This window comes from Sinorhizobium garamanticum, from assembly GCF_029892065.1.
Taxonomy (GTDB): domain Bacteria; phylum Pseudomonadota; class Alphaproteobacteria; order Rhizobiales; family Rhizobiaceae; genus Sinorhizobium; species Sinorhizobium garamanticum.
Genome location: NZ_CP120374.1, coordinates 1224400 through 1243933, shown reverse-complemented (window position 1 = coordinate 1243933; position 19534 = coordinate 1224400). Strand labels below are relative to the sequence as shown.

Below are 19534 nucleotides of genomic sequence, written 5' to 3'. Positions count from 1 at the left end.
AATTTTGATAGAGGGATTGCGATATGTCTCTTTCCCATCTTCGGCGACTTGAAGCTGAAGCAATTCATGCCATTCGCGAAGTTGTTGCGACGTTCTCAAATCCGGTTGTACTTTACTCCATTGGAAAAGACTCTTCCGTCTTGTTGCATCTGGCGATGAAGGCGTTTTTTCCATCGAAGCCACCTTTCCCTTTCCTCCATGTGGACACCACATGGAAGTTTCGCGAAATGATCGAATTTCGCGACAGGATGGCGAAGGAGCGTGGCTTCGATCTGCTGGTTCATATCAACCAGGACGGTCTGGACCAGGGCATCGGACCATTTTCACATGGATCGAATGTTCACACCCACATCATGAAGACGGTTGCCTTGCGGCAGGCGCTCGACAAATACGGATTTGATGCGGCGCTTGCAGGCGCCCGGCGCGACGAAGAGAAGTCGCGCGCCAAGGAACGCATATTCTCGATCCGCAATACCGAGCACGGCTGGGATCCGAAACACCAACGTCCCGAGCTTTGGAAAACCTACAATACCCGCATTCGTCCGGGCGAGACGATGCGGGTGTTTCCGCTTTCGAATTGGACCGAATTCGACATCTGGCAGTACATCATGACGGAGAACATACCGATCGTGCCGCTTTATTTTGCGGCGAGGCGCCCGGTCGTAGAGCGCGATGGCATGCTGATCATGGTCGACGACGACCGCATGCCCCTTCAACCGGACGAAAGCGTGACCGAACGTCTTGTGCGCTTCCGCACGCTCGGCTGCTATCCGCTGACCGGCGCGATCGCGTCGGAAGCCGCGACCGTCCCCGACATTTTGCGCGAGATGCTGACGGTGCGCACCTCCGAGCGACATAGCCGGCTCATCGACCAGGACGAGGCCGGTGCGATGGAGAAAAAGAAGCGGGAGGGCTACTTCTGATGTCCTATCTTCCCTCTCTTGCGCCGCTCGATATCCAGGCGCACCTGGCCGATCAGGACAACAAGTCGATCCTCAGGTTCATCACCTGCGGTTCGGTGGATGACGGCAAGTCGACACTGATCGGCAGGCTGCTTTTCGATGCGAAGCTGGTCTACGAGGACCAGCTTGCCAATCTAGGGCGTGTCGGTGCGCAGCGCAGCGCGAACGGTGATGACATCGATCTCGCCCTTCTCTTGGACGGCCTCGAGGCCGAACGCGAGCAGGGCATCACCATCGATGTCGCCTATCGTTATTTCTCCACCTCGAAGCGCAAGTTCATCGTCGCGGACACTCCCGGGCACGAGGAATATACGCGCAACATGGTCACCGGGGCCTCGACGGCAGCTCTTGCGGTGATCCTCATCGACAGCCGCCATGGGGTTCTTCCGCAAACACGGCGCCACTCCTACATCGCGTCGCTGCTCGGCATCCGCCATGTCGTGCTGGCGGTGAACAAGATCGACCTCGTCGGCTACAGCCAGGCGGTCTTCGAGAGGATAGCGGAAGACTATCTGCGCTTTTCGCGCGAGCTTGGCTTTCAGAGCATCAAGCCGATACCCATCTCGGCACGCTTTGGCGATAACGTCATCGCGAACTCGGAGAAGACGCCCTGGTATCAGGGTGCCGCACTTCTCGAATACCTCGAAACGATCGACTTCGATCGCCAGGAGGCGCAGAAGCCGTTCCGCTTTCCCGTTCAATTGGTCATGCGGCCCGATGCGAACTTCCGGGGATATGCGGGGCAGATTGCGTCCGGCAAGATTTCGGTCGGCGACCCGGTGATCGTCGCCAAATCTGGGCAGCGTACATCGATCAAGAGCATCGTCACCTATGACGGCGAAGTGCAGAAGGCGGTGGAAGGTGAGGCCGTCACGCTGGTGCTTGCGGATGAGGTCGAGGTTTCCCGCGGCAACATGTTGGCCGCGCCGGGCGCCAGACCCTTCGTCGCCGACCAGTTCCAGGCCCACATGATCTGGTTTGATCCGAGCCCGATGATGCCGGGCCGAAGCTATATCCTGCGCACGGAGACGGACAGCGTGAATGCGACGGTTACCGCGCTCAAGCACCAGGTCAATATCAACAGCTTCGTGCGCGAGGCGGCGAAGTCCCTGCAGATGAACGAAATCGGCGTCTGCAATATCTCGACCCAGGCGCCGATCGTGTTTGACGCCTACAAGGACGACAGGACGACGGGCAACTTCATAATCGTCGACCGGATTTCCAATGCGACGGTCGGCGCAGGGATGATCGATTTCCCGCTGCGTCGCGCCGACAACGTCCATTGGCAGGCGACTGACGTCAATAAGGGCGCGCGCAGCGCGACGAAGAACCAGCGGCCCGCTGTCCTTTGGTTCACCGGGCTTTCCGGTTCGGGAAAATCGACGATCGCTAATGCCCTCGACAAGGTTCTGCATGCGCGGGGCAAACATACCTACCTGCTCGACGGCGACAATGTGCGTCACGGCCTCAACCGGGACCTTGGATTCACAGACGAGGATCGGGTGGAAAACATCCGACGCGTGGCGGAAGTGGCGAAGCTCATGGCCGACGCCGGCCTGATCGTGCTCGTATCTTTCATTTCTCCGTTCCGCGACGAACGGCGCATGGCGCGCGAACTGATGGAAAAGGGCGAGTTCATCGAGATATTCGTTGACACGCCCCTGGAAGAATGTGCGCGCCGCGATCCGAAAGGCCTCTATGAAAAGGCGCTCGCCGGCAAGATTGCGAATTTCACCGGCATCTCTTCACCCTATGAGGCACCCGAACATCCCGAACTGCATCTTCACACGGTCGGCCACGAGCCAATCTCGCTGGCGCTCAAGATCGAGGAATATCTCGACCAGATGATGGAGGAGAAATGACGTCCTTGTGTGAGGTGCTTGAACGCATCGCGGTCGATGCCGGCGAGGCGATCCTTGGCGTCTACGACGCCGGTCCCAATGTTTGCTACAAGGACGATCAGTCGCCCGTCACAGAGGCGGACGAAAGAGCCGAAGCCATCATTCTCGAACGGCTCGCACGATTGTTTCCTCACGTCCCGGTGATCGCGGAAGAGGCGGTAGCCTGCGGCAACGTTCCCGACATCAGCGGCGGTTCCTTCTTTCTGGTCGACCCTCTGGATGGCACGAAGGAATTCATCAACCGGCGAAACGACTTTACCGTCAACATCGCGCTGATCGAGCGAGACGTCCCGGTTGCGGGCGTCGTCTATGCGCCGGCCCAGCATTGTGCCTACGTGGCGGCCGATGGCAGGGCCGAGAAATTGCTTTTCGGTCACGGCGGCGCGATCGAGAAAAGGGAAACGATCCGGGTCAGGCCGAGGGGCGCGGTGCTGACGGCCGTTGCCAGTCGCTCGCACAACAGCTCCGAAACCAACGCGTTTCTGGTTGGGCACGGCGTCAAGGACTGCATGTCCATCGGGTCTTCGCTGAAGTTCTGCCTGGTTGCCGAAGGCAAGGCCGACGTCTATCCACGCTTTGGCCGCACAATGGAGTGGGATACCGCTGCCGGCGACGCGGTCCTAAGGGCCGCGGGCGGTTCGGTCGTTCGCCTGAACGGGTCACAGCTGGCCTATGGCAAGAGGATGCAGGCGGACGACTGCGATTTCGCAAATCCGCATTTCATCGCCTGGGCGGCAAATCCGTCGGTACCGTGAAGTTCAGCCCTACGACGAAACATTGTGCTCCGTGACGGCTGCGCGATGCCGGCCGTTTGCAGCGTCCTTTTCCAAGGCGCGTCGCGGCATATTTTGGTTGCCACGTCAATGGCGATGCGCGCAATTGGCAGTAGTGCTCCGGTAACTTTTACGTTGACGAGATGAATGGCTTCGTTCAGTCTCGGGCTTCGAGATCTCGACGCCTCGAAGAACTTTCGCATTATTATTTTGGTGCCGACACGAATTTCGAAGAGCACCGACATTTGGATGAGTGCCAACCCCTTCGCTCAAAGGCTATTTTCATTGATGCGAGAGTTGGCGGCGCTTTCGGTTTTCTTTCAACGCGAAGTGTTTTTCTGGCCAGGGGGACGAGCCCGCTCGGTGAGAGCCCAACTCCTGCCACACGAGATCCCAACTTGATTGGCGCATTGATGGCCACGTTTTTGAAGTACTTGTGATGTGCGGACTTGCCGGGCTGATAAATTACAAGCGCGGTCAGCGCGATGAATTGGTCGCGATCTTGCGGCAGATGGCGTTTGCCCTGGCGCATCGCGGCCCTGATGATACCGGCATTTGGCTCGATGACGAAAGCCGTGTTGGGCTTTGTCACCGCCGATTATCGATCATCGATCTCTCCCCGTCAGGGGCTCAGCCGATGCAATCCGCCAGCGGTCGATACTCCATCGTCTACAACGGCGAGGTCTACGGATTTCTCGAACTGCGTGATGAGTTGGAGGCACGCGGCTCGCGTTTTCGCGGACACTCCGACACCGAAATCCTGTTGGAGGCCATCGAAGTCTATGGCTTAGAAGCTGCATTGCGCCGCTGCAACGGCATGTTCGCCTTCGCTCTCTATGACAGGGTGGAGCGGAAGGTCCTGTTTGCGCGCGATCGAATGGGAGAAAAGCCGCTCTATATCGGCGTGCACAACGGCGTTGTCGCCTTCGGCTCTGAACTGAAGAGTCTGAGAAAGCATCCCTCCTTTGCCTCTCCGGAATTGGATCGCGATGCCCTGGCGCTCTATCTCCGGCACAATTATGTGCCGACGCCTTATACGATATATCAGGGTATCTTCAAACTGCCGCACGGCTGCTGGCTGAGCATATCCGTTGATGAACCCCCGGCCTCGATGGCTGCAGCCCTGGGGTCGGTCCGGCCCTATTGGGATGCCTTCGAGGTCGTGGAGCGAGGCTACGCCGATCCGATCGAGTCCGCGGAAGAGGCCTTGCGCCTTCTCGACAACATGCTGAAAGCAGCGGTTCGCGAACGTATCGTCTCCGACGTCCCTGTCGGCGTGTTGCTCTCCAGCGGCATTGATTCATCCCTGGTGTCGGCGGTCATGCAGGAAGTGTCGCCCACGCCCGTAAAGACCTACACCGTGCGTTTCCTGGAAGAGGACTACAACGAGGCGGATGCGGCTGCCGAGGTGGCGGGTTATCTGAAAACGGACCACACGGAAATCACGGCCGAACCCGAAACCGCTTTCGGGATCATTTCCAGTTTGCCGGATATCTATGACGAGCCTTTTGCCGATCCGTCGCAAATTCCGACGTTGATGGTCGCGAAGCTCGCGCGGAAAACGGTGACGGTTGCACTTTCCGGCGATGGCGGCGATGAATTTTTCGGTGGTTACAAACGCTACCAGCAGATGATGGCATTCGATCGTCTGGCCAAGGCAATGCCCGCAGTCGCTGTTCACGCGGCAAAAGGTGCACCGGACTGGTTGCTCGATATGGCATCAAGCCTTAGTCGATCCATGATCGCCGCACCGCTGGGAGACGAGGTGACCGGCGGTCGCCTTCGAAGGCTCGCGGAACTGCTGCAGATCCAGGACCCGGACGACCGCTATTTGAACTTCGTGTCCCAATGGACCAATCCAGCCGATGTGGTGCTGGGCGGCGGAAAGGAACCGAGCACGACGTTCTCCTCGAAGAGAATTCCCGGCGGTCTCGGGTCGGTCGACAGAATGATGTTTCGCGACATGGTCGCGTATCTTCCTGACAATATCCTCGTCAAGATCGATCGTGCCTCCATGGCCGTCGGCCTCGAGATGCGGACACCGCTGCTTGATTATCGGTTCATCGAATTGGCGTGGCGCTCGCCGCGGACACTGTGCTTCGCAGACAACCATAGCAAGCCGGCGCTGCGCCAACTGCTGTCGCGACGGCTGCCCGACAAGCTCATCAGTGCCAACAAGCGGGGCTTCGGAGTGCCTTTGAACGCCTGGCTTCGTGGTCCATTGCGTGAATGGGCCAGCGACATGCTATCGCCATCCCGTATGCGCCGCGACGGGATGTTCCAGGTGGAGCCGATACTGGACCGTTGGAAGGCGCATCTTTCAGGAAACCGCGACTGGGGGCCGCAGCTCTGGACCGTGCTGATGTTCAATTCCTGGCATGAACGGTGGGCGAGTCCTTAGAGAAATGCACTTGCCACAGGGTGCCTAACGGTTTCCACGCATCGTGAGATTTGGAGAGCCGTGCGTTCATTTGAACACACGGCTCTCTAATACTCTGATTCTAGATGATTTTTACGGCTTTCAGCGATGCCACTTGAAAGCGGGATGCTCTAGAATAGCTGCCTGCGGGGCGCCAGCTTATGCGAAAATGAAGTCCGCGCTGCTGAAGCTCGACACGCTGAGGTTATTGGCCGGATCATCGATAAGCACCGAAACGGTGCCGCCCGAACCGTGTCCCTTGATCAGGATGTCGCCGCCGGAGGTTTCGTAGGCGTATACGGTACCCGCCGCCCCTGAATTCGAATACTTCGATATACCGAGGTTTTCGAGCACGAGAAGATCGCTCCCGTTCTGGAAGTCCATGACGGTGTCCTGCCCGGCATAGGCGCCCGCTCCCTTGAAGGCGAAGCGATCGGCATCAGCGCCGCCCCAAAGGACGTCGGCGCCGGCTTCGCCGATGAGGGTGTCCTGTCCAGCGTCACCGCGCACCGTGTCATTACCGTCGCCGCCGTAGAAGCGGTCGTTACCGATGCCGCCCCACAAGATGTCGGCGCCGGCTTCGCCGCTGATGCTGTCGTCGCCGGCATCGCCGTACGCGACATCGTTGCCCCCGCCGACTTCGATCTTGTCGTTGCCGTTTCCGCCATGGGCTTCGTCGATGCCGATCTCGGAATCGAGCACGTCATTGCCGTCGCCGCCGTCGAGGTAGTTGTTGCCATCGCCGCCGTCGACCTTGTCGTGGCCGATGCCGCCGTAGACCCGGTCGTTGCCCGACTGGCCCTTCAGGGCGTCATCGCCGCCTTCGCCATAAATCGTGTCGCTGCCGGCTCCGCCGCTGACGGCCTGCTGGGTCAACTTGCCGGTCGCGGGGTCGATACGGTTGTTGAAGCCGTCATTGCCTTCACCGGCATAAATGATGTCGTCGCCGATGCCGGCATCGATCCATTCCTCACCAGCGCCACCGTAGATCTTGTCGTTGCCGGCATCGCCCTGGAAATGATCGTGGCCATCACCGCCCTCGAGGATGTCGTGGCCGTCACCGCCCTCGACGATGTCGTTTCCGAGGCCGCCGAGAAATCTGTCGTCGCCGGCGCCGCCGTCAAAGCTGTCATTGCCGTCGCCGCCATCGGCGTAATCGTTGCCGATCGAGGCTTTGAAGAAGTCGTTACCGAGCCCACCGTAAAAAGTGTCGTTGCCGGCACCACCGTCGAGGTAATCGTTTCCGGCATAACCCCAGATGAAGTCGTCACCATCGTATCCGTTGATGATGTCTACGGCATTCGTGCCATAGAGCCGGTTAGCCGCGCTGGTTCCGTTGATAGCCATAATAACTCCTCTAGCTGTTAGCGGAGGGAGCGGGTAAAGTCGGAATGAGGCACAAAGGTGTCCCGCAGCCGATCAAGATAGTATGGCGTTGATCTGATTAAGGAAAAATTTGAATATCCGTTCGGATGCAAAATTTATCGCACGGTTTCAAACGTTTATCGGATTCTCGCCGCAGGGAAGTTGCCTTTGTCGTGGTGCGTTAGTGTGTTTTCCGCTGCGGATTTATTGTCGGATTCTGCATCGGGACTATTTGTAAGCCCCTAGGAAATTTGAATATTTTCGTTCGATCGCGGCCAGCGTGTATTCGCTCTCGATGCGTTCGCGAGCTTTGCGAGCATAGCGAGCATATTCGCTCGGCGCGAGATCAAGGATTGCGCACATGGCCTCGGCGAGGGCCTCGGGATTGCGAGCCGGTACGGCGATTCCCGCGTTCCCCGCGACGACGGCGGCATCACCGACATTCGTGGTAACGATCGGTTTGGAATAGCTCATCGCCTCGGCGATGACATTCGGGAAGCCCTCTGTCCTGGATGATAGGACCAAGAGATCGATGCTGCGGTAAAAGCCGGCCATATCGGAGACCTCGCCCTTGAGGTCCACCGACTGGGGCGGGAGCCCCGCTTCCGCCAGGAGCTTCATTACCTCTGGATTGTCTCGGGATAGCCCGAGGCCCGCAGCCGCGAACGTCGCCTGCGGGCGCGTCTCAAGCACACGGGCGGCCGCGCGGAAGAATGTGGCGTGGTCCTTTTGCGGATGAAAGCGGCCCGCGATGCCGATCCGCGTGGCAGACGTCGCCTCGCCGGCAACGAGCGGCGGCAGTTCGAAGCCGTTTGGAATGACCGCGACGTGACGATTGTGATAGCCGTATGCCTCATGCAGGTCACGAGCGCGCGAACTGTTGTAGATTACGCCGGATGCCTTGGCCGACAGCAGCCGGCCCGCGGCAATCGCGACGCGCGAACTGCGCGACAGGCAAGCGGGATCGTCGAGCGACTGCCGGATATTCCAGAACACCGGGGCCTGGGCGCGCGCAATTCCCGCCGCGATCGTGCCGGCGATCATCGCGTGATACATCCAACACAGAATGACGTCGGGTTCTTCCTTGCGGATCAATTTCGCGAGCTTAACCAAGGCCCCGGGCAGGCCGGCAGGAGACGCGGCCCCCAGCGGCGCGTAAACGACCCTGGGATTGTCGGCCAGACTGCGGTTCCTTTCCGATATGCCACGCAAAGAGGCAACGATGATGCGTTCATCGCTGGAGATCTTGAGCAGGCGCGCCAGCATCGTCTCGGCGCCGGCGCTGGCGGTGAAATTGGTGATGACGTGCATGATCATTGCGGCGACCCTGGTGGCGCAGCGTGTTCGCTTCGCGGAAACTGGCTTGTTCGGCTTGGCGGACCGGACCTTCCTCCCGAGAGGTGCAGTCGGGCTTTGGTCCAGCGGGGGCGAGGGAGCAGCGGTGACACTGACGCAGTCCAGGTTCAGGCCAGGTGCATGCGATCGAGCAGCATCTGGTTGACCATATGGACGTCAAACCGAGCTTGCGCGATGTAGCGCGCTTGCCGACCCATTTCCGCGGCCAGTCTCGTGTTGCGGGCAAAGACCGACATGGCTTCGGCGAGGCTGAGCGGATCCCGAGGTTTGACGACGAAACCGTTTACGCCGGGTTGCACCGTGTCGCGGCAGCCCGGCAGGTCAGTCGTGACGATCGGCCGGCCCGTTGCGAGGGCCTCGAGTATGCTTCGTGGAATGCCCTCCCGATAATAGGAGGGCAGAACGAAAACGCTGCACGCGGCGAGGTAAGGACGCACGTCCTGCGTATATCCGAGATAGTCCAAGATGCCTTCGCGGACCCATCCGTCGATCTCGTCACGCGAGATCGCGGTCGGATTGCTGTCGAAGCTGCCAAGCAGCTGAAATTTCGCGTCCGGAAAGCTGCGACGCACGATCCGGGCCGCCTCCACATACTCCACGATCCCCTTGTCGCGCAAAAGCCGAGCGACGAGCAGAAACACCGGCCCGCGCCGAGGTGGCGGCGAAAAAGCGAAATGCTCGAGATCGACCCCAGATCCCGGGATCAGACTGAGCACGGCAGTGCTGTCGAGCATCTGGTATTTGCAGATGTCTGCACGATCGGCCTCGTTGTAGACGAATACGGCTTTTGCGCCGCGGAAGGCAATGCGATACAGGCGGACGCACAAATGCCTGACCAGACTCGACTTAAACGAGGCGGGCGTTTCGTTCGAAAAGACATGCCCGAGGCCGGTGACGAGGAAGCAGCGGTCCTTGATCCCGAGCATCCGGGCGGCAATCCCGGCATAGATGATCGGCTTCATCGTATAGGGCAGGATCACGTCCGGCTTCAGCCGCTTGAAGTGTCGCCTCAGCGACCAAAGCGTCCGCAGGTCATCGAGGGGATTGTGCCCGGTGCGCGCCATGGGGATCTGCACGAAGCGGACGCCGATCTCGGCCAATTGCTGTTCGACTCGGTCGTCGTTTTCCGGCGCAAAGGCAACGACCTCGTGCCCGGCTTCGACCAGTTTCTTCAGCAGCTCCAGCCGGAAATTCGTCAGCGATATCGTCAGGCTAGCAACGACCGCGATCACGCGCCTCTGCCTTTGCGCAAGTTGCGTCTGGCATGGGTCGGCGGGGATGGAGAGTTGGACGTCGCCGCGTTCGACGTAGGGGCGCGAAGTTGACATGGTCGGGTTCAAGGCCCCCCGCAGGAGCTTTGCCGCGATGCCGCGGGAAAACGGCATGGAGCGACGTGTGTCGCCGACCTGGGGTGATGGAGTTCGGTTGTGCATCCCAGTCTCCGCGCTCGGCCTGCTATGAGACCACAAACACTGTTGCAGCTTTGCGCCCCTTACGACCGCTCATCCTGAATGTCTTGCCGTCCGACGCGAGCCGCGCATCGTGCGCGAGGCGCGGCCAGCCTTCGCGGTCTATCAAGTTCAAGTTCCCGGCAGGCCAAGGTCCTTGCGCGCGCCCTTGTCATAGCCGTTACGCTGCGCACCTCCCTTCGCAAGTTTTCGTCGCCGGATCGGCGTACGATCCTTGGGGTAGGCGTTCCCGTTCACCGCCGCCGGCTCATAGCGGGGAAGCAACTCGCGCATGACCATCTTCAGGGCCTTCTCATTGCCTCGCTCGGCGTGGCGCTGCAGCCGCGTAAACGCGTCGCTGAGAGTCGGAAGGGATATCGGATCTGGAACCGCCCCAAGGACGCCCGGCACTGGCGACTCGATGCGCTTGTCCGTTTCGTCGAACAGCTCTTCGAAGAGCTTCTCACCCGGCCGGCATCCGATGATCTTGATCTCGATGTCACGATCGGGCGTGAACCCTGCCAGCTGAATCATGCGGCGGGCGATATCGATGATCTTGATAGGCTCGCCCATGTCCAGAACGAAGATTTCCCCCTGGCCGAGCTGTTTCTCGAAGCCGTATGCAGAGGCCTGCAACGTCAATTCCACCGCCTCGCGAATGGTCATGAAGAAGCGTGTCATGCAGGGGTCGGTGACCGTAAGCGGGCCACCGCGTGCAAGCTGGCGTTCGAAAAGGGGGATCAGCGAACCGCTCGATCCGAGCACGTTTCCAAATCGCACCGTCATGAAACGCGGACCTTTGCCGGTCTTAACGCCGTCCAGGTCGAGCGCCTGGCAATAAAGTTCCGCCAGGCGCTTGGTAGCACCCATGACGCTTGTCGAGTTCACAACCTTGTCGGTCGAGATCTGGACCATTGCAAGCGTGCCGTATTTCTTCGCCGCATTGGCAACGTTCATCGTTCCGATGACGTTGGTCAGCACGCCTTCGCATGGGTTCATCTGCACCATAGGCACATGTTTCAACGCAGCCGCATGGAACACCAGTTCCGGCCTGTGCCTGTCGAAGATTTCATCGACGCGCTGGCTCCGTCTGACGCTGCAAAGATAGCTGAAACGCGGGACGGTCGCGAAATTCTCGCTGAGCGTCATGTCGATCGCGTAGAGATTGTATTCGGTGTTGTCGATCAGCACGATCTCGGCCGGCGCGCAGGCGGCTATCTGGGAGGTCAGCTCACTGCCGATCGAGCCGCCGGCTCCCGTTATCAACACACGCCGTCCGCTAACGAGACGCCGAATGGCATCCTTGTCGAGCGCCGCCTGTGGGCGCTCCAGAAGGTCGGTCAATTCGATCGATCGAAGTTCGTAAGGATTTTCGGATTTCGCACGCTTGAGCTCGGTCATTTGAGACAGGCGCGACACCGCGATCCCCAGCCTCTCGGCCGATTTCAGCAGTTCATCGGACGCCGCGTCCCCGAACGTCGAAGGCGCTTCGGTGAAGACGACGTGGCGCGGCTGCCGGTTCATCCGTTGCAACTCACACACGACCTTCTCGAAATCCTCGATCCGGCCGGCAATCGGCACGCCGCGAAGCGTCATGCCGATGTGATCGGCAGTCTTGTCGAGGCAAGCGACCGGCGAGTATGTGGAGTTCGGATCCCGAGCGAGCGCGCGCAGATAGAGGTCAGCCGCATCACCCGCCCCAACGATCAGCAGCGGTATGCGGTGGTGCGTTTTTGCGGCGCCATTGCGCGCAATCCCGAAAGCCGGCCGCGCCAGTGAAATCTCATCCGCGCGGAAGCTCAGGCGAGAGGCGGCCAGGCAGGCGATCAAGAGCAGCGATTGGAGCGGGACGACGGTTCTCGGAATCTCGCTGAGCCGCGTCGAAAAGAACAGCAGCGAGACGAGCAACAAGGACGTCAGCAGGGCTGCGCGAAGGATGGTGAACAGGTCTGAAATGGAACCATATTTCCAGTTTCGGCTGTACAAGCCGGACAACGGGAAGACGAAGGCGCAGATTGCCACATATTGCAGGCCCGACCATATGAGCACGGAGGCGGTTTCCGGCCGGGCGTTGAGGCCGGTGATGCCATAGCGCAACAGCAGCGCCACAGCGAGCGCGATCGCCGCTGACCCAAGGTCCACAAGATAGAGCGCCGAGCATTTTTGGGCGCTGCGGGCCGCTGTCGTGAGGCGCCGCAGACCGATGTCGCGAGCGGCATCTGCGATCGCCCAAACCATTTTTCCGAAGGATTTTGCTGCTGGGTCCTTCCGCGACAGCGGCGGCCATTCTAGGAAATTGTCACGAAACGCCTTTGCGGCGGCGTATAAACGCAGCATGACGGCCCCTTCCTAACAAGAGCAAGCCTTACCGCCCAGCCGTGCGACGACGACACTTACCCTCGCGCCCCAATATTGTGAGAGGGCCGTCGTCTAGGAGTTAGATTTGGTCGACAGGGTCGAAAGGCTAATATTCATTTTCAAAAAAATCATCGCCCCGGGACGGCTAAATCTCGGCGCAAAACAATACAGTCAAATTTGTATTCGGTAATAAAAAAGCACGTAATTAACCGGTTGTAAATAGCTTTCGAGTACCGCGCCAAATATAGTTTCCCATTTGATTGCTAGAGTTTAGCCGCTGTCGCCGGTGCATGGATAGGTTGTTGTCCTGGCAAGATGTGCCTAAAAGGTTGATATGAGAGCGAATTCCGACTTGGGCCTTCCTTCAGCCGGATTGAAGTTCCGCCAGACGGGTTTCCAGTGCGTCGAGATCGGACAAAACGATGTGCGGCCGGTAGGCCTCCTCGGCGGCTTCGCCGCGGTGAACTCTATCGGCTCGAGCGACTTGAACCGTCCACCATCCACGCGCACGTGGAGTCACGAAATCCTTGCGAGGATTGTCCGCCACGTAGACGATGCGTGAAGGGGGCACTTCAGCCCACGCCTCGATTGCCGCAAACGCGCGCGGGTGCGGTTTCCAAAATTCGGCTCCCCAGACATCGGTGTAAATGATGTAGTCGATCATCCGGTCGAGGCCGAGCGCCTTCACTTTCGCCCGTTGTGTTGCCGACGGGCCATCCGTGATCATGGCGAGCCACCGCCCGAGGTGGCGTCCACGAAAGAAGCGCTCGGCATCGGGTGCGAGCGTGATCGTGGGTTTGTGCCCGCGATAGACGGCAACGAGTTCGCCAACGAGAGCCTCGTCGGCGGCCACGCCGAGCGCGCAGAGCGCCTCGTCGAAGATCTTCGTTCTGCGGCCCTCGTTGAAAAGCGCCTCGCAGCGTTCTGCCAGCCCCTGCAGACCGCTCCGACCGGCGTACCAATCGCCGGCGGCTCTGAAGCCGCTGAAGGCGAAGTCCCGCTCAAGATAGAGCGTGTCGTCCAGGTCGAATACCAGAACACCTTCGTGGCCGGACACTGCTTTATTCCCCATAGACGGCTGCATCGTAGCGCAGCATCAAGACGCCCTCGCGCCATTCGTCATGCGCACTGCTTGGCAGGCCGGCGACTTCTTCGAGAAGCCAGCGCGCAAAAGTTGCACCGGCGCGATCGACCAGGGGGTAGCCGCCGCCGAACCGTGCATTAATCTCGATGACCTTCGGTCCCCTCTGGCGGTCGACGATAATCTGAAAGCACAGAACGCCGCGCGCTTCCGGCAGGGACCTGGCAAGCTGGTGGGCGATTTCGGTGAAACGCGGATCGCGGACGGTCCTTCCCTTTTCTACCTCGCCTGCCCGCACGCTGAGGCGATGATGCGCGACGGCGGTTTTCAACCGGCCCGTCGCATCGATGAAGGCATTGATCGTGTATTCCGGCCCGTCCAGAAACTCTTGCACGATCATCGGTTCCTCGACGTCCCGGGGCAACTCGTCGGGTGTCCGCACGAGCCGGATCAGCCGGCTCGCGCTTCCGTTGCGCGGTTTCATGAACAACGGCCATGGCCATTCGCCGGGTCGCTCGCGCACGTCCTCAAATGTGGTCGTGGCGGGAACCGGCACACCGGCGGCGGCGAGCACGCGCATGGTCTCCGCCTTGTCGCGCGCGATATTGATGACTGAGGGCGGACTGACGTGGACACGGGCGCCGATGGCCTCGAATTCCCCGGCGGCGATCGCGAGCGGCAGCAGTTCCGGATCGATCGTTGGCACCACGAGCCTCACTTCATGGCGAGCCGCGATGTCGCGGAGGGTGGGGGCGAAGTCCGGATGATCGATCCTGGGTACTTTGAAGGCCTTGTCGGCGATCTGGCAGGCGGCACTTAAGTCGGGGTCGGCGTCGCAGGCCAGTACCTTGAGGTCGAGATTTGTATCGAGAGCCGCCCGGCGGAAGCACTCGATCAAGCCGACCCGTCTGCCGGCGGAGGAAACCAGTATCGCTAGCGATGTGCCCCTCATCTATGCGCCTCCGCTGAACTTGCTGTGAACCGGCGGGCGTTTGCCGGACGGTGACGTCCAGGCCGACACCTCGATGCATTGGTCGTCGCCACAAAGAACCACGAATCCATGTTCGGTGTGGGTCTGGACCTGACCGGGCAGACCGATATACCGCCCGCGGTTATCGAACGCCGTGGCCGCGTCGATGCGGACTTTCTCGCCGCTCTGAAAGGTGAAGGCTCCGGGATAAGGTTCGCCGACGGCGCGGATCAGGCGCAACACGGACGCGGCCGGGCTGCGCCAGTCGATGAGGCCGTCTTCGGCCGTGCGTTTGGCGCAGTAGCTTGCCTGCGTGTGGTCCTGCACGGCCCTGGGCGCGTCTCCGGTCTCGACAAGTCCCACGGCCTGCACCACCATTTCGGCGAGGTTCGCCGTGTGCTTGGCGTAGAGACTGCGCGCGGTTTCGTCGGGCGCCACGGCGAACAGGCGCTGCAACGCGATCGGTCCGGAATCCACCCCGTCGTCCAACCAGAACAGGGTCGAGCCGGTGGTGTCTTCCTGGCGCAGGATCGTCCAGGGAATGACTGCGCGGCCCCGAAGCCGCGGCAGCGCGGCCGGATGGAAGCCGATGGTACCTTTTGCCGCAATATCGCGAAATGGCTGCTTGCAGATCTGCGACCAGCCGATGACAAGCGTCAGGTCGGGCGCGACAGCCGCCATCGCCTCGAGGGTCTGAGCCGCGTTGATGTTGGTCGTGTAATGAACCGCACTGCCGGCGGCACGCGCCGGGCCGGAAATGTCGACGAAATCGGAATGCCTTGCCGCCGCTTCGGGCGGCAGGGTTATCGTCAATGACGGCGCGCGACCGGCCCGGATGAGGGCATCAAGAGCAATACTGGAGCCTTCGACGGCGCCAACGAAAACAATACGCATGTTCTCTGCACCAAAAGTAATGATAAGCGACTATTCGCGGCGGCCATCGGGACGGCAAGACCACAACAGTGGCCGAGAAGCGGATGCCCGCGATAGAGCGTAAGTAGAGCGTTGCATTGTGCTAATGCTTTGTCATCAAACTAGAAAAGCAGTGATTTATCCATATTGCTCCTCAAGTGCGAAAGACCCATAGACGGGCCATTAGATAATTCCAGATGAAGACCAGCGGAACGCTCAGGATCTTGGCGACCACCGCCGGCATGATCGTCACGAACAGCGCGACAAGGCAGGTCGAGATCATGAGCCCCGCCAATGTCGAAGCCACGAATTTCAGCGCCAGAACGGGGCTCCCGCGCGCGCCGAATGTCCAGGACCGGTTGAGAAGGTAGCTCACCAGTATGCCGCATGAATAGGAGAAGAGGTTGGCAAGCGCGGGCATCGCACCGATCGCCACAAGGGCGGTGAAGAGGACGAAGTCCAAGGCGGTCGTCACCGCTCCAACGACGGCAAACCGCGTAACCGTTCCGAGGCTCCTCCGTGCTCCGGCGCTGTGGCTGGTCGGCGCGTACCGCATCAAGGCGAACCCAATTTCGTCGCGACCAAATCACGATTGAAGCGAACCTCGCCATTCAGGGTTGCCTCGATGATCGGCGTTGGCCGCCGCTTCGACTGCATGAAGATACGGCCGAGATATTCTCCGATAATGCCGAGAAAGACCGCATTCAGCGTGATCGAGAGCAGGATCAGGATGGTGGTCGTGGCGAAACCGGCTGGCCAATCCTGTCCGAGCACCAGTTTGCCGATCACATAGCCCATGAGCAGCAGAAAGGTCGCGGTCCCCATGATGAGGCTTGCCATCGACGCGATCCTAAGCGGTGTCAGCGAATGGTTGAGAATGCCGTCGACGGCCAGCGACAACATGGCTTTGACCGGGAATTTGCTCTCGCCTGCAATCCGCGCCTGCCGGTCGTATTCGAAACCGATCTGGGAAAAGCCCATCGCGCTGATAAGACCGCGCAGATAGGGGGACGTGTCGTCGACCTGGCGCAATTCATCCAGAATGCGGCGGTCGACAAGGCGGAATTCGCCGGCATTGAGAGGAAGATCGTCCTCGCTCAACGCATTGATGCACCAGTAGAAGGCGCGCCGCATGAAGGCGGTCACCGCGTCATCCTTCAGCGAGCGCCGGATGCCGTAGACCACCTGGTGGCCTTGCCGCCAGAGCGCGAGCATGTCGGGAATGAGGTGCGGCGGGTCCTGCAGGTCGCAGTCGATCTGCACCGAGCAATCGCCAGTCGCCGCCTTGTAAGCGACCAGGAGCGACCGCTGGTAGCCGATATTGCGGCTAAACCGGATGACGCGAACGCGGGGATCATCGCGCGCGATTTCCTGGAGGAGCTCGAAGGTGCGGTCGGTCGAATGATTGTCCGTGAAGATGATCTCGTAGTCGTAGCCCGGGAGCTCGCGAAACGCGTCGACGATGGCCGCATAGGCGCGACCCACGTTCGTCTCTTCGTTGTATGCCGGCACCAGCACCGAAACCCTTGTTTTCATGTCGCTCACTGTCGCACTCCAGTCCTGTTTTCACGCGCGGTGCTCGACCTTGCGGGGCGAGACGCCAGTGCAAGTGTGTTCTCGGTACCATGCAACGGTTCGCGCGACGCCTTCCGCGAGCGGAACGCGCGCCCGCCATCCGATGAGTTCGCGTGCCTTATCCGCCGAGCCCCTGAGGTCTACGATGCCCGACGAATGATCGTCGGCGCCATATTCGATCAGGCGAGGGTCGGCACCTGTCTGTTCGACGACCATCTGCGCCACTTCGCGCATCGTGGGGGCGATAGTGCTCGCGATGTTGACGATCGTTGGCCCCGGCAGCCGGGCGTCTCCCAGCCGCAGCAGCGCATCGATGACGTCGTCAATGTAGAGCAGATCACGCCGATCCCGCGGGTGGCGTACGATCGAAGGCTCCCCGGCGAGGCATCGCCGGATGAGCGACGGCATCAGATAGTCGGTGGCTTGCGATGGACCGTAGACAAGCGCAAGGCGCGCGGTAACCACGGGAAACGGCAGCCGCGCCTGCAGTCCGCCGATCATGTGCGTCGCTGCCGCCAGTTCGGCGCCGTAAGTCGTGACAGGCGCCTCGCGGTTTGTTTCCACGTAAGGCGCAGGCGCCAGTCCGTATTCGGCAAGCGAGCCGGAGCGGATAAGAACTGCAGGCGGACGGTCTGTCGTCGCAGCAGCGCCGAGCAGGCTGACGAGCGTCTGCAGATGCTCACGCACACCCTCGGCAGCATCGGCAAAATCGGGACTTTCGCGCCGGCGCGGACGTGCCGCCAGATGGAAAATGCGGTCCGGTTGAACCTCCGACAGGCAATGCTTCAGAGCGGCTTCGGACTGAAGATCGAAGCCGTGGCGGACGACATCGTCGGCAAGCGGCCGCAGCCGCTCGACGTCCGAGCCCGGACGCAGGATCACATGCACCTCGTGGCCGGCCGCAAGGCAGGTCTTGGCGAGGTGCGCACCAATGAACCCTGCGCCACCGGTAATCAGAATACGCGACATCTTGTCAGCCCACTCATGCCTGGATCATTTCAGGGCTTCATTGAAACCCTGAAATGATCCACCGCTTTGAAATGACGCAATTCCGCACGAAAAACCGTTACATACTTTTCCTGGAATTGCTCTAGCTCTCCGCCGGCTGTCTTTGCGGCGGCGGAGAGGGGTTCGTGTTATTCGTCGCCGCCAAACCGGCTTGCGGTGTAGAAGGCGACGCCTTGGCTCAGTTGACGAGCACCGGCCGTGGCAGCGGAACGAGGAACCGCCCCCCGCGGGCCGCGAAGTCGCTCTGCTGCGAACGGATTTCATCGAAGAAATTCCATGCCAGCACGAGCAGCACCGCGGGCTTGTCCTCTTGCTCCAGCGCCTCCGGCGACCGAATGGGAATCTTCATGCCGGGCGAATAGAGACCCTGTTTCAAGGTGTTGCGATCCACGAGGTAATCGAGCAACTCGGGACCGATCTTGAAGTAGTTCAGGAGCGTGTTGCCCTTCGCCGGGGCGCCGTAGCCAGCGACCGCGACGCCGTCAGCCTTCAGTTGCTCCAGCATCGCGATCAGGTCGCGCCGGATTTCTTCCACACGTGTGGAAAAGGCCTCGTAGGTTTCGGCCGACTGCATGCCGGCGTCACGTTCTTCGGCGAGCATCTCCTTGACGATGGAGGCTACCGCAGGAGCGCCTGCCGCCCGCTTGAGAAAGACGCGCATGGAGCCGCCGTGGACGCCAAGCCGCTGCACGTCCGTCACCGTGAGCCCGAAGAACTCACCGAGCCGGACCAGCGACAGCAGGCTGAACTCCGAAACGTGCTCGTGATAGATCGTGTCGAATTCATTGTTGTCGAGAAGGTTCTTCGCCCAGGGTACTTCGATCACGAAAACGCCGTCGTCGGCGAGCCAACGCACCACGCCCGCCATGAAGTCATGCAGGTTGCCGATGTGGTTGAAGGTATTGGTGGTTACGATGGCCTTGGCAGGCCCGCGTTTCTCGGCAAGCGTTGGAGCCGCCGCCGCAGTGAAATATCCGACCTCGACGTCGACGCCGCGGGAACGGGCGATCTCCGCAAGATTGGCAGCCGGATCGACGCCGACGGTTCGGCAGCCGATCTTGTTGCAGGCCGAGAGCAAAAGGCCGTCGTTGCAGCCGATGTCCACGATCATTCCGTCGCCGGCTTCGTTCTTGAGCACTTCGGCCAGCCCGGCGAAATGGCTGTGCATCGAAGTCGCTGCGGAGGGCACATACAGGTAGTGCTCGAAGAAGCCCTCCGGAACCTGGTCGGAGACCTGGATCAGGCCGCATTCGAGGCAGACCTGCGTGTCCAGGGGATATACGGGTTGCTGCTCCTTGATGTCCTCGGGCCGCACGAAACTGTTGGCCGGCGGATGGTCCCCCATGCGGAGGAACGTGTAGGGGGTGGCAGCTAGGCATGCGCGGCACTGGGTGAGAAGGGCCATC

At 60.5% G+C, this 19534-nt stretch carries 16 protein-coding genes; 4 read left to right on the top strand and 12 right to left on the bottom strand.

Features of this window, described 5'->3' with window-relative positions; translation table 11 throughout:
• Positions 1-23 precede the first annotated feature (23 nt).
• From cysD to cysQ, 3 genes are read left to right on the top strand one after another with little or no spacing between them, the layout of a single operon-like run.
• On the top strand, positions 24-923 hold the full coding sequence (gene cysD, locus PZN02_RS25610) for a sulfate adenylyltransferase subunit CysD (protein ID WP_280661774.1): 900 nt from the start codon (positions 24-26) through the stop codon (positions 921-923).
• The gene (nodQ, locus tag PZN02_RS25605; RefSeq protein ID WP_280661773.1) at positions 923-2824 is read left to right on the top strand and encodes a bifunctional sulfate adenylyltransferase/adenylyl-sulfate kinase NodQ; all 1902 of its coding nucleotides are present in this window, start codon (positions 923-925) and stop codon (positions 2822-2824) included. The genes cysD and nodQ overlap by 1 nt, the downstream gene beginning before the upstream one ends.
• Positions 2821-3618, top strand: coding sequence for a 3'(2'),5'-bisphosphate nucleotidase CysQ (gene cysQ, locus PZN02_RS25600; RefSeq protein ID WP_280661772.1), 798 nt, complete (start codon positions 2821-2823; stop codon positions 3616-3618). Before nodQ ends, cysQ begins: the two co-directional genes overlap by 4 nt.
• Positions 3619-3841: 223 nt before the next feature.
• On the opposite strand, the gene PZN02_RS25595 is transcribed toward cysQ, so the two are convergent.
• Positions 3842-4228 (bottom strand): hypothetical protein, encoded by a 387-nt coding sequence (locus PZN02_RS25595; RefSeq protein WP_280663331.1) that lies wholly within the window; start codon positions 4226-4228, stop codon positions 3842-3844.
• On the opposite strand from PZN02_RS25595, the gene asnB reads away from it, so the two are divergent.
• A complete protein-coding gene (gene asnB, locus PZN02_RS25590; RefSeq protein WP_280663278.1) occupies positions 4127-6037 on the top strand; it encodes an asparagine synthase (glutamine-hydrolyzing) in 1911 nt (636 codons plus the stop codon). The two genes, PZN02_RS25595 and asnB, sit on opposite strands and share 102 nt — an antisense overlap.
• 177 nt (positions 6038-6214) lie before the next feature.
• Here the strand turns inward: asnB and PZN02_RS25585 are convergent, their stop codons facing one another.
• The 11 genes from PZN02_RS25585 to PZN02_RS25535 form a co-directional block, all read right to left on the bottom strand.
• Complete coding sequence (locus tag PZN02_RS25585) at positions 6215-7402, bottom strand: calcium-binding protein (RefSeq protein ID WP_280661771.1); 1188 nt, start codon at positions 7400-7402, stop codon at positions 6215-6217.
• 246 nt (positions 7403-7648) lie between these two features.
• Positions 7649-8737: a glycosyltransferase gene (locus PZN02_RS25580; protein WP_280661770.1), complete on the bottom strand. Its 1089-nt coding sequence runs from the start codon at positions 8735-8737 to the stop codon at positions 7649-7651.
• Positions 8738-8883: 146 nt separating this feature from the next.
• Positions 8884-10209: a glycosyltransferase family 4 protein gene (locus tag PZN02_RS25575; RefSeq protein WP_280661769.1), complete on the bottom strand. Its 1326-nt coding sequence runs from the start codon at positions 10207-10209 to the stop codon at positions 8884-8886.
• Between the two features lie 147 nt (positions 10210-10356).
• Positions 10357-12462, bottom strand: coding sequence for a polysaccharide biosynthesis protein (locus tag PZN02_RS25570; protein ID WP_280663277.1), 2106 nt, complete (start codon positions 12460-12462; stop codon positions 10357-10359).
• Between the two features lie 484 nt (positions 12463-12946).
• Positions 12947-13639: an HAD family hydrolase gene (locus PZN02_RS25565; RefSeq protein ID WP_280661768.1), complete on the bottom strand. Its 693-nt coding sequence runs from the start codon at positions 13637-13639 to the stop codon at positions 12947-12949.
• A gap of 4 nt (positions 13640-13643) precedes the next feature.
• Positions 13644-14615, bottom strand: coding sequence for an ATP-grasp domain-containing protein (locus tag PZN02_RS25560; protein ID WP_280661767.1), 972 nt, complete (start codon positions 14613-14615; stop codon positions 13644-13646).
• Positions 14616-15527, bottom strand: a complete 912-nt coding sequence (locus PZN02_RS25555) for a formyltransferase family protein (RefSeq protein WP_280661766.1) — start codon at positions 15525-15527, stop codon at positions 14616-14618.
• Positions 15528-15699: 172 nt separating this feature from the next.
• Positions 15700-16020 carry a GtrA family protein gene (locus PZN02_RS25550; RefSeq protein ID WP_425336310.1) on the bottom strand — a complete coding sequence of 107 codons (321 nt, stop codon included), beginning with the start codon at positions 16018-16020 and terminating at the stop codon, positions 15700-15702.
• A gap of 80 nt (positions 16021-16100) precedes the next feature.
• A complete protein-coding gene (locus PZN02_RS25545; RefSeq protein ID WP_280663276.1) occupies positions 16101-17081 on the bottom strand; it encodes a glycosyltransferase family 2 protein in 981 nt (326 codons plus the stop codon).
• A gap of 30 nt (positions 17082-17111) precedes the next feature.
• Entirely contained in the window at positions 17112-18089 is a 978-nt protein-coding gene (locus tag PZN02_RS25540; RefSeq protein ID WP_280661764.1) for an NAD-dependent epimerase/dehydratase family protein, read from the bottom strand.
• A gap of 217 nt (positions 18090-18306) precedes the next feature.
• The gene (locus tag PZN02_RS25535; protein WP_280661763.1) at positions 18307-19533 is read right to left on the bottom strand and encodes a class I SAM-dependent methyltransferase; all 1227 of its coding nucleotides are present in this window, start codon (positions 19531-19533) and stop codon (positions 18307-18309) included.
• Between the last annotated feature and the right edge of the window lies 1 nt (position 19534).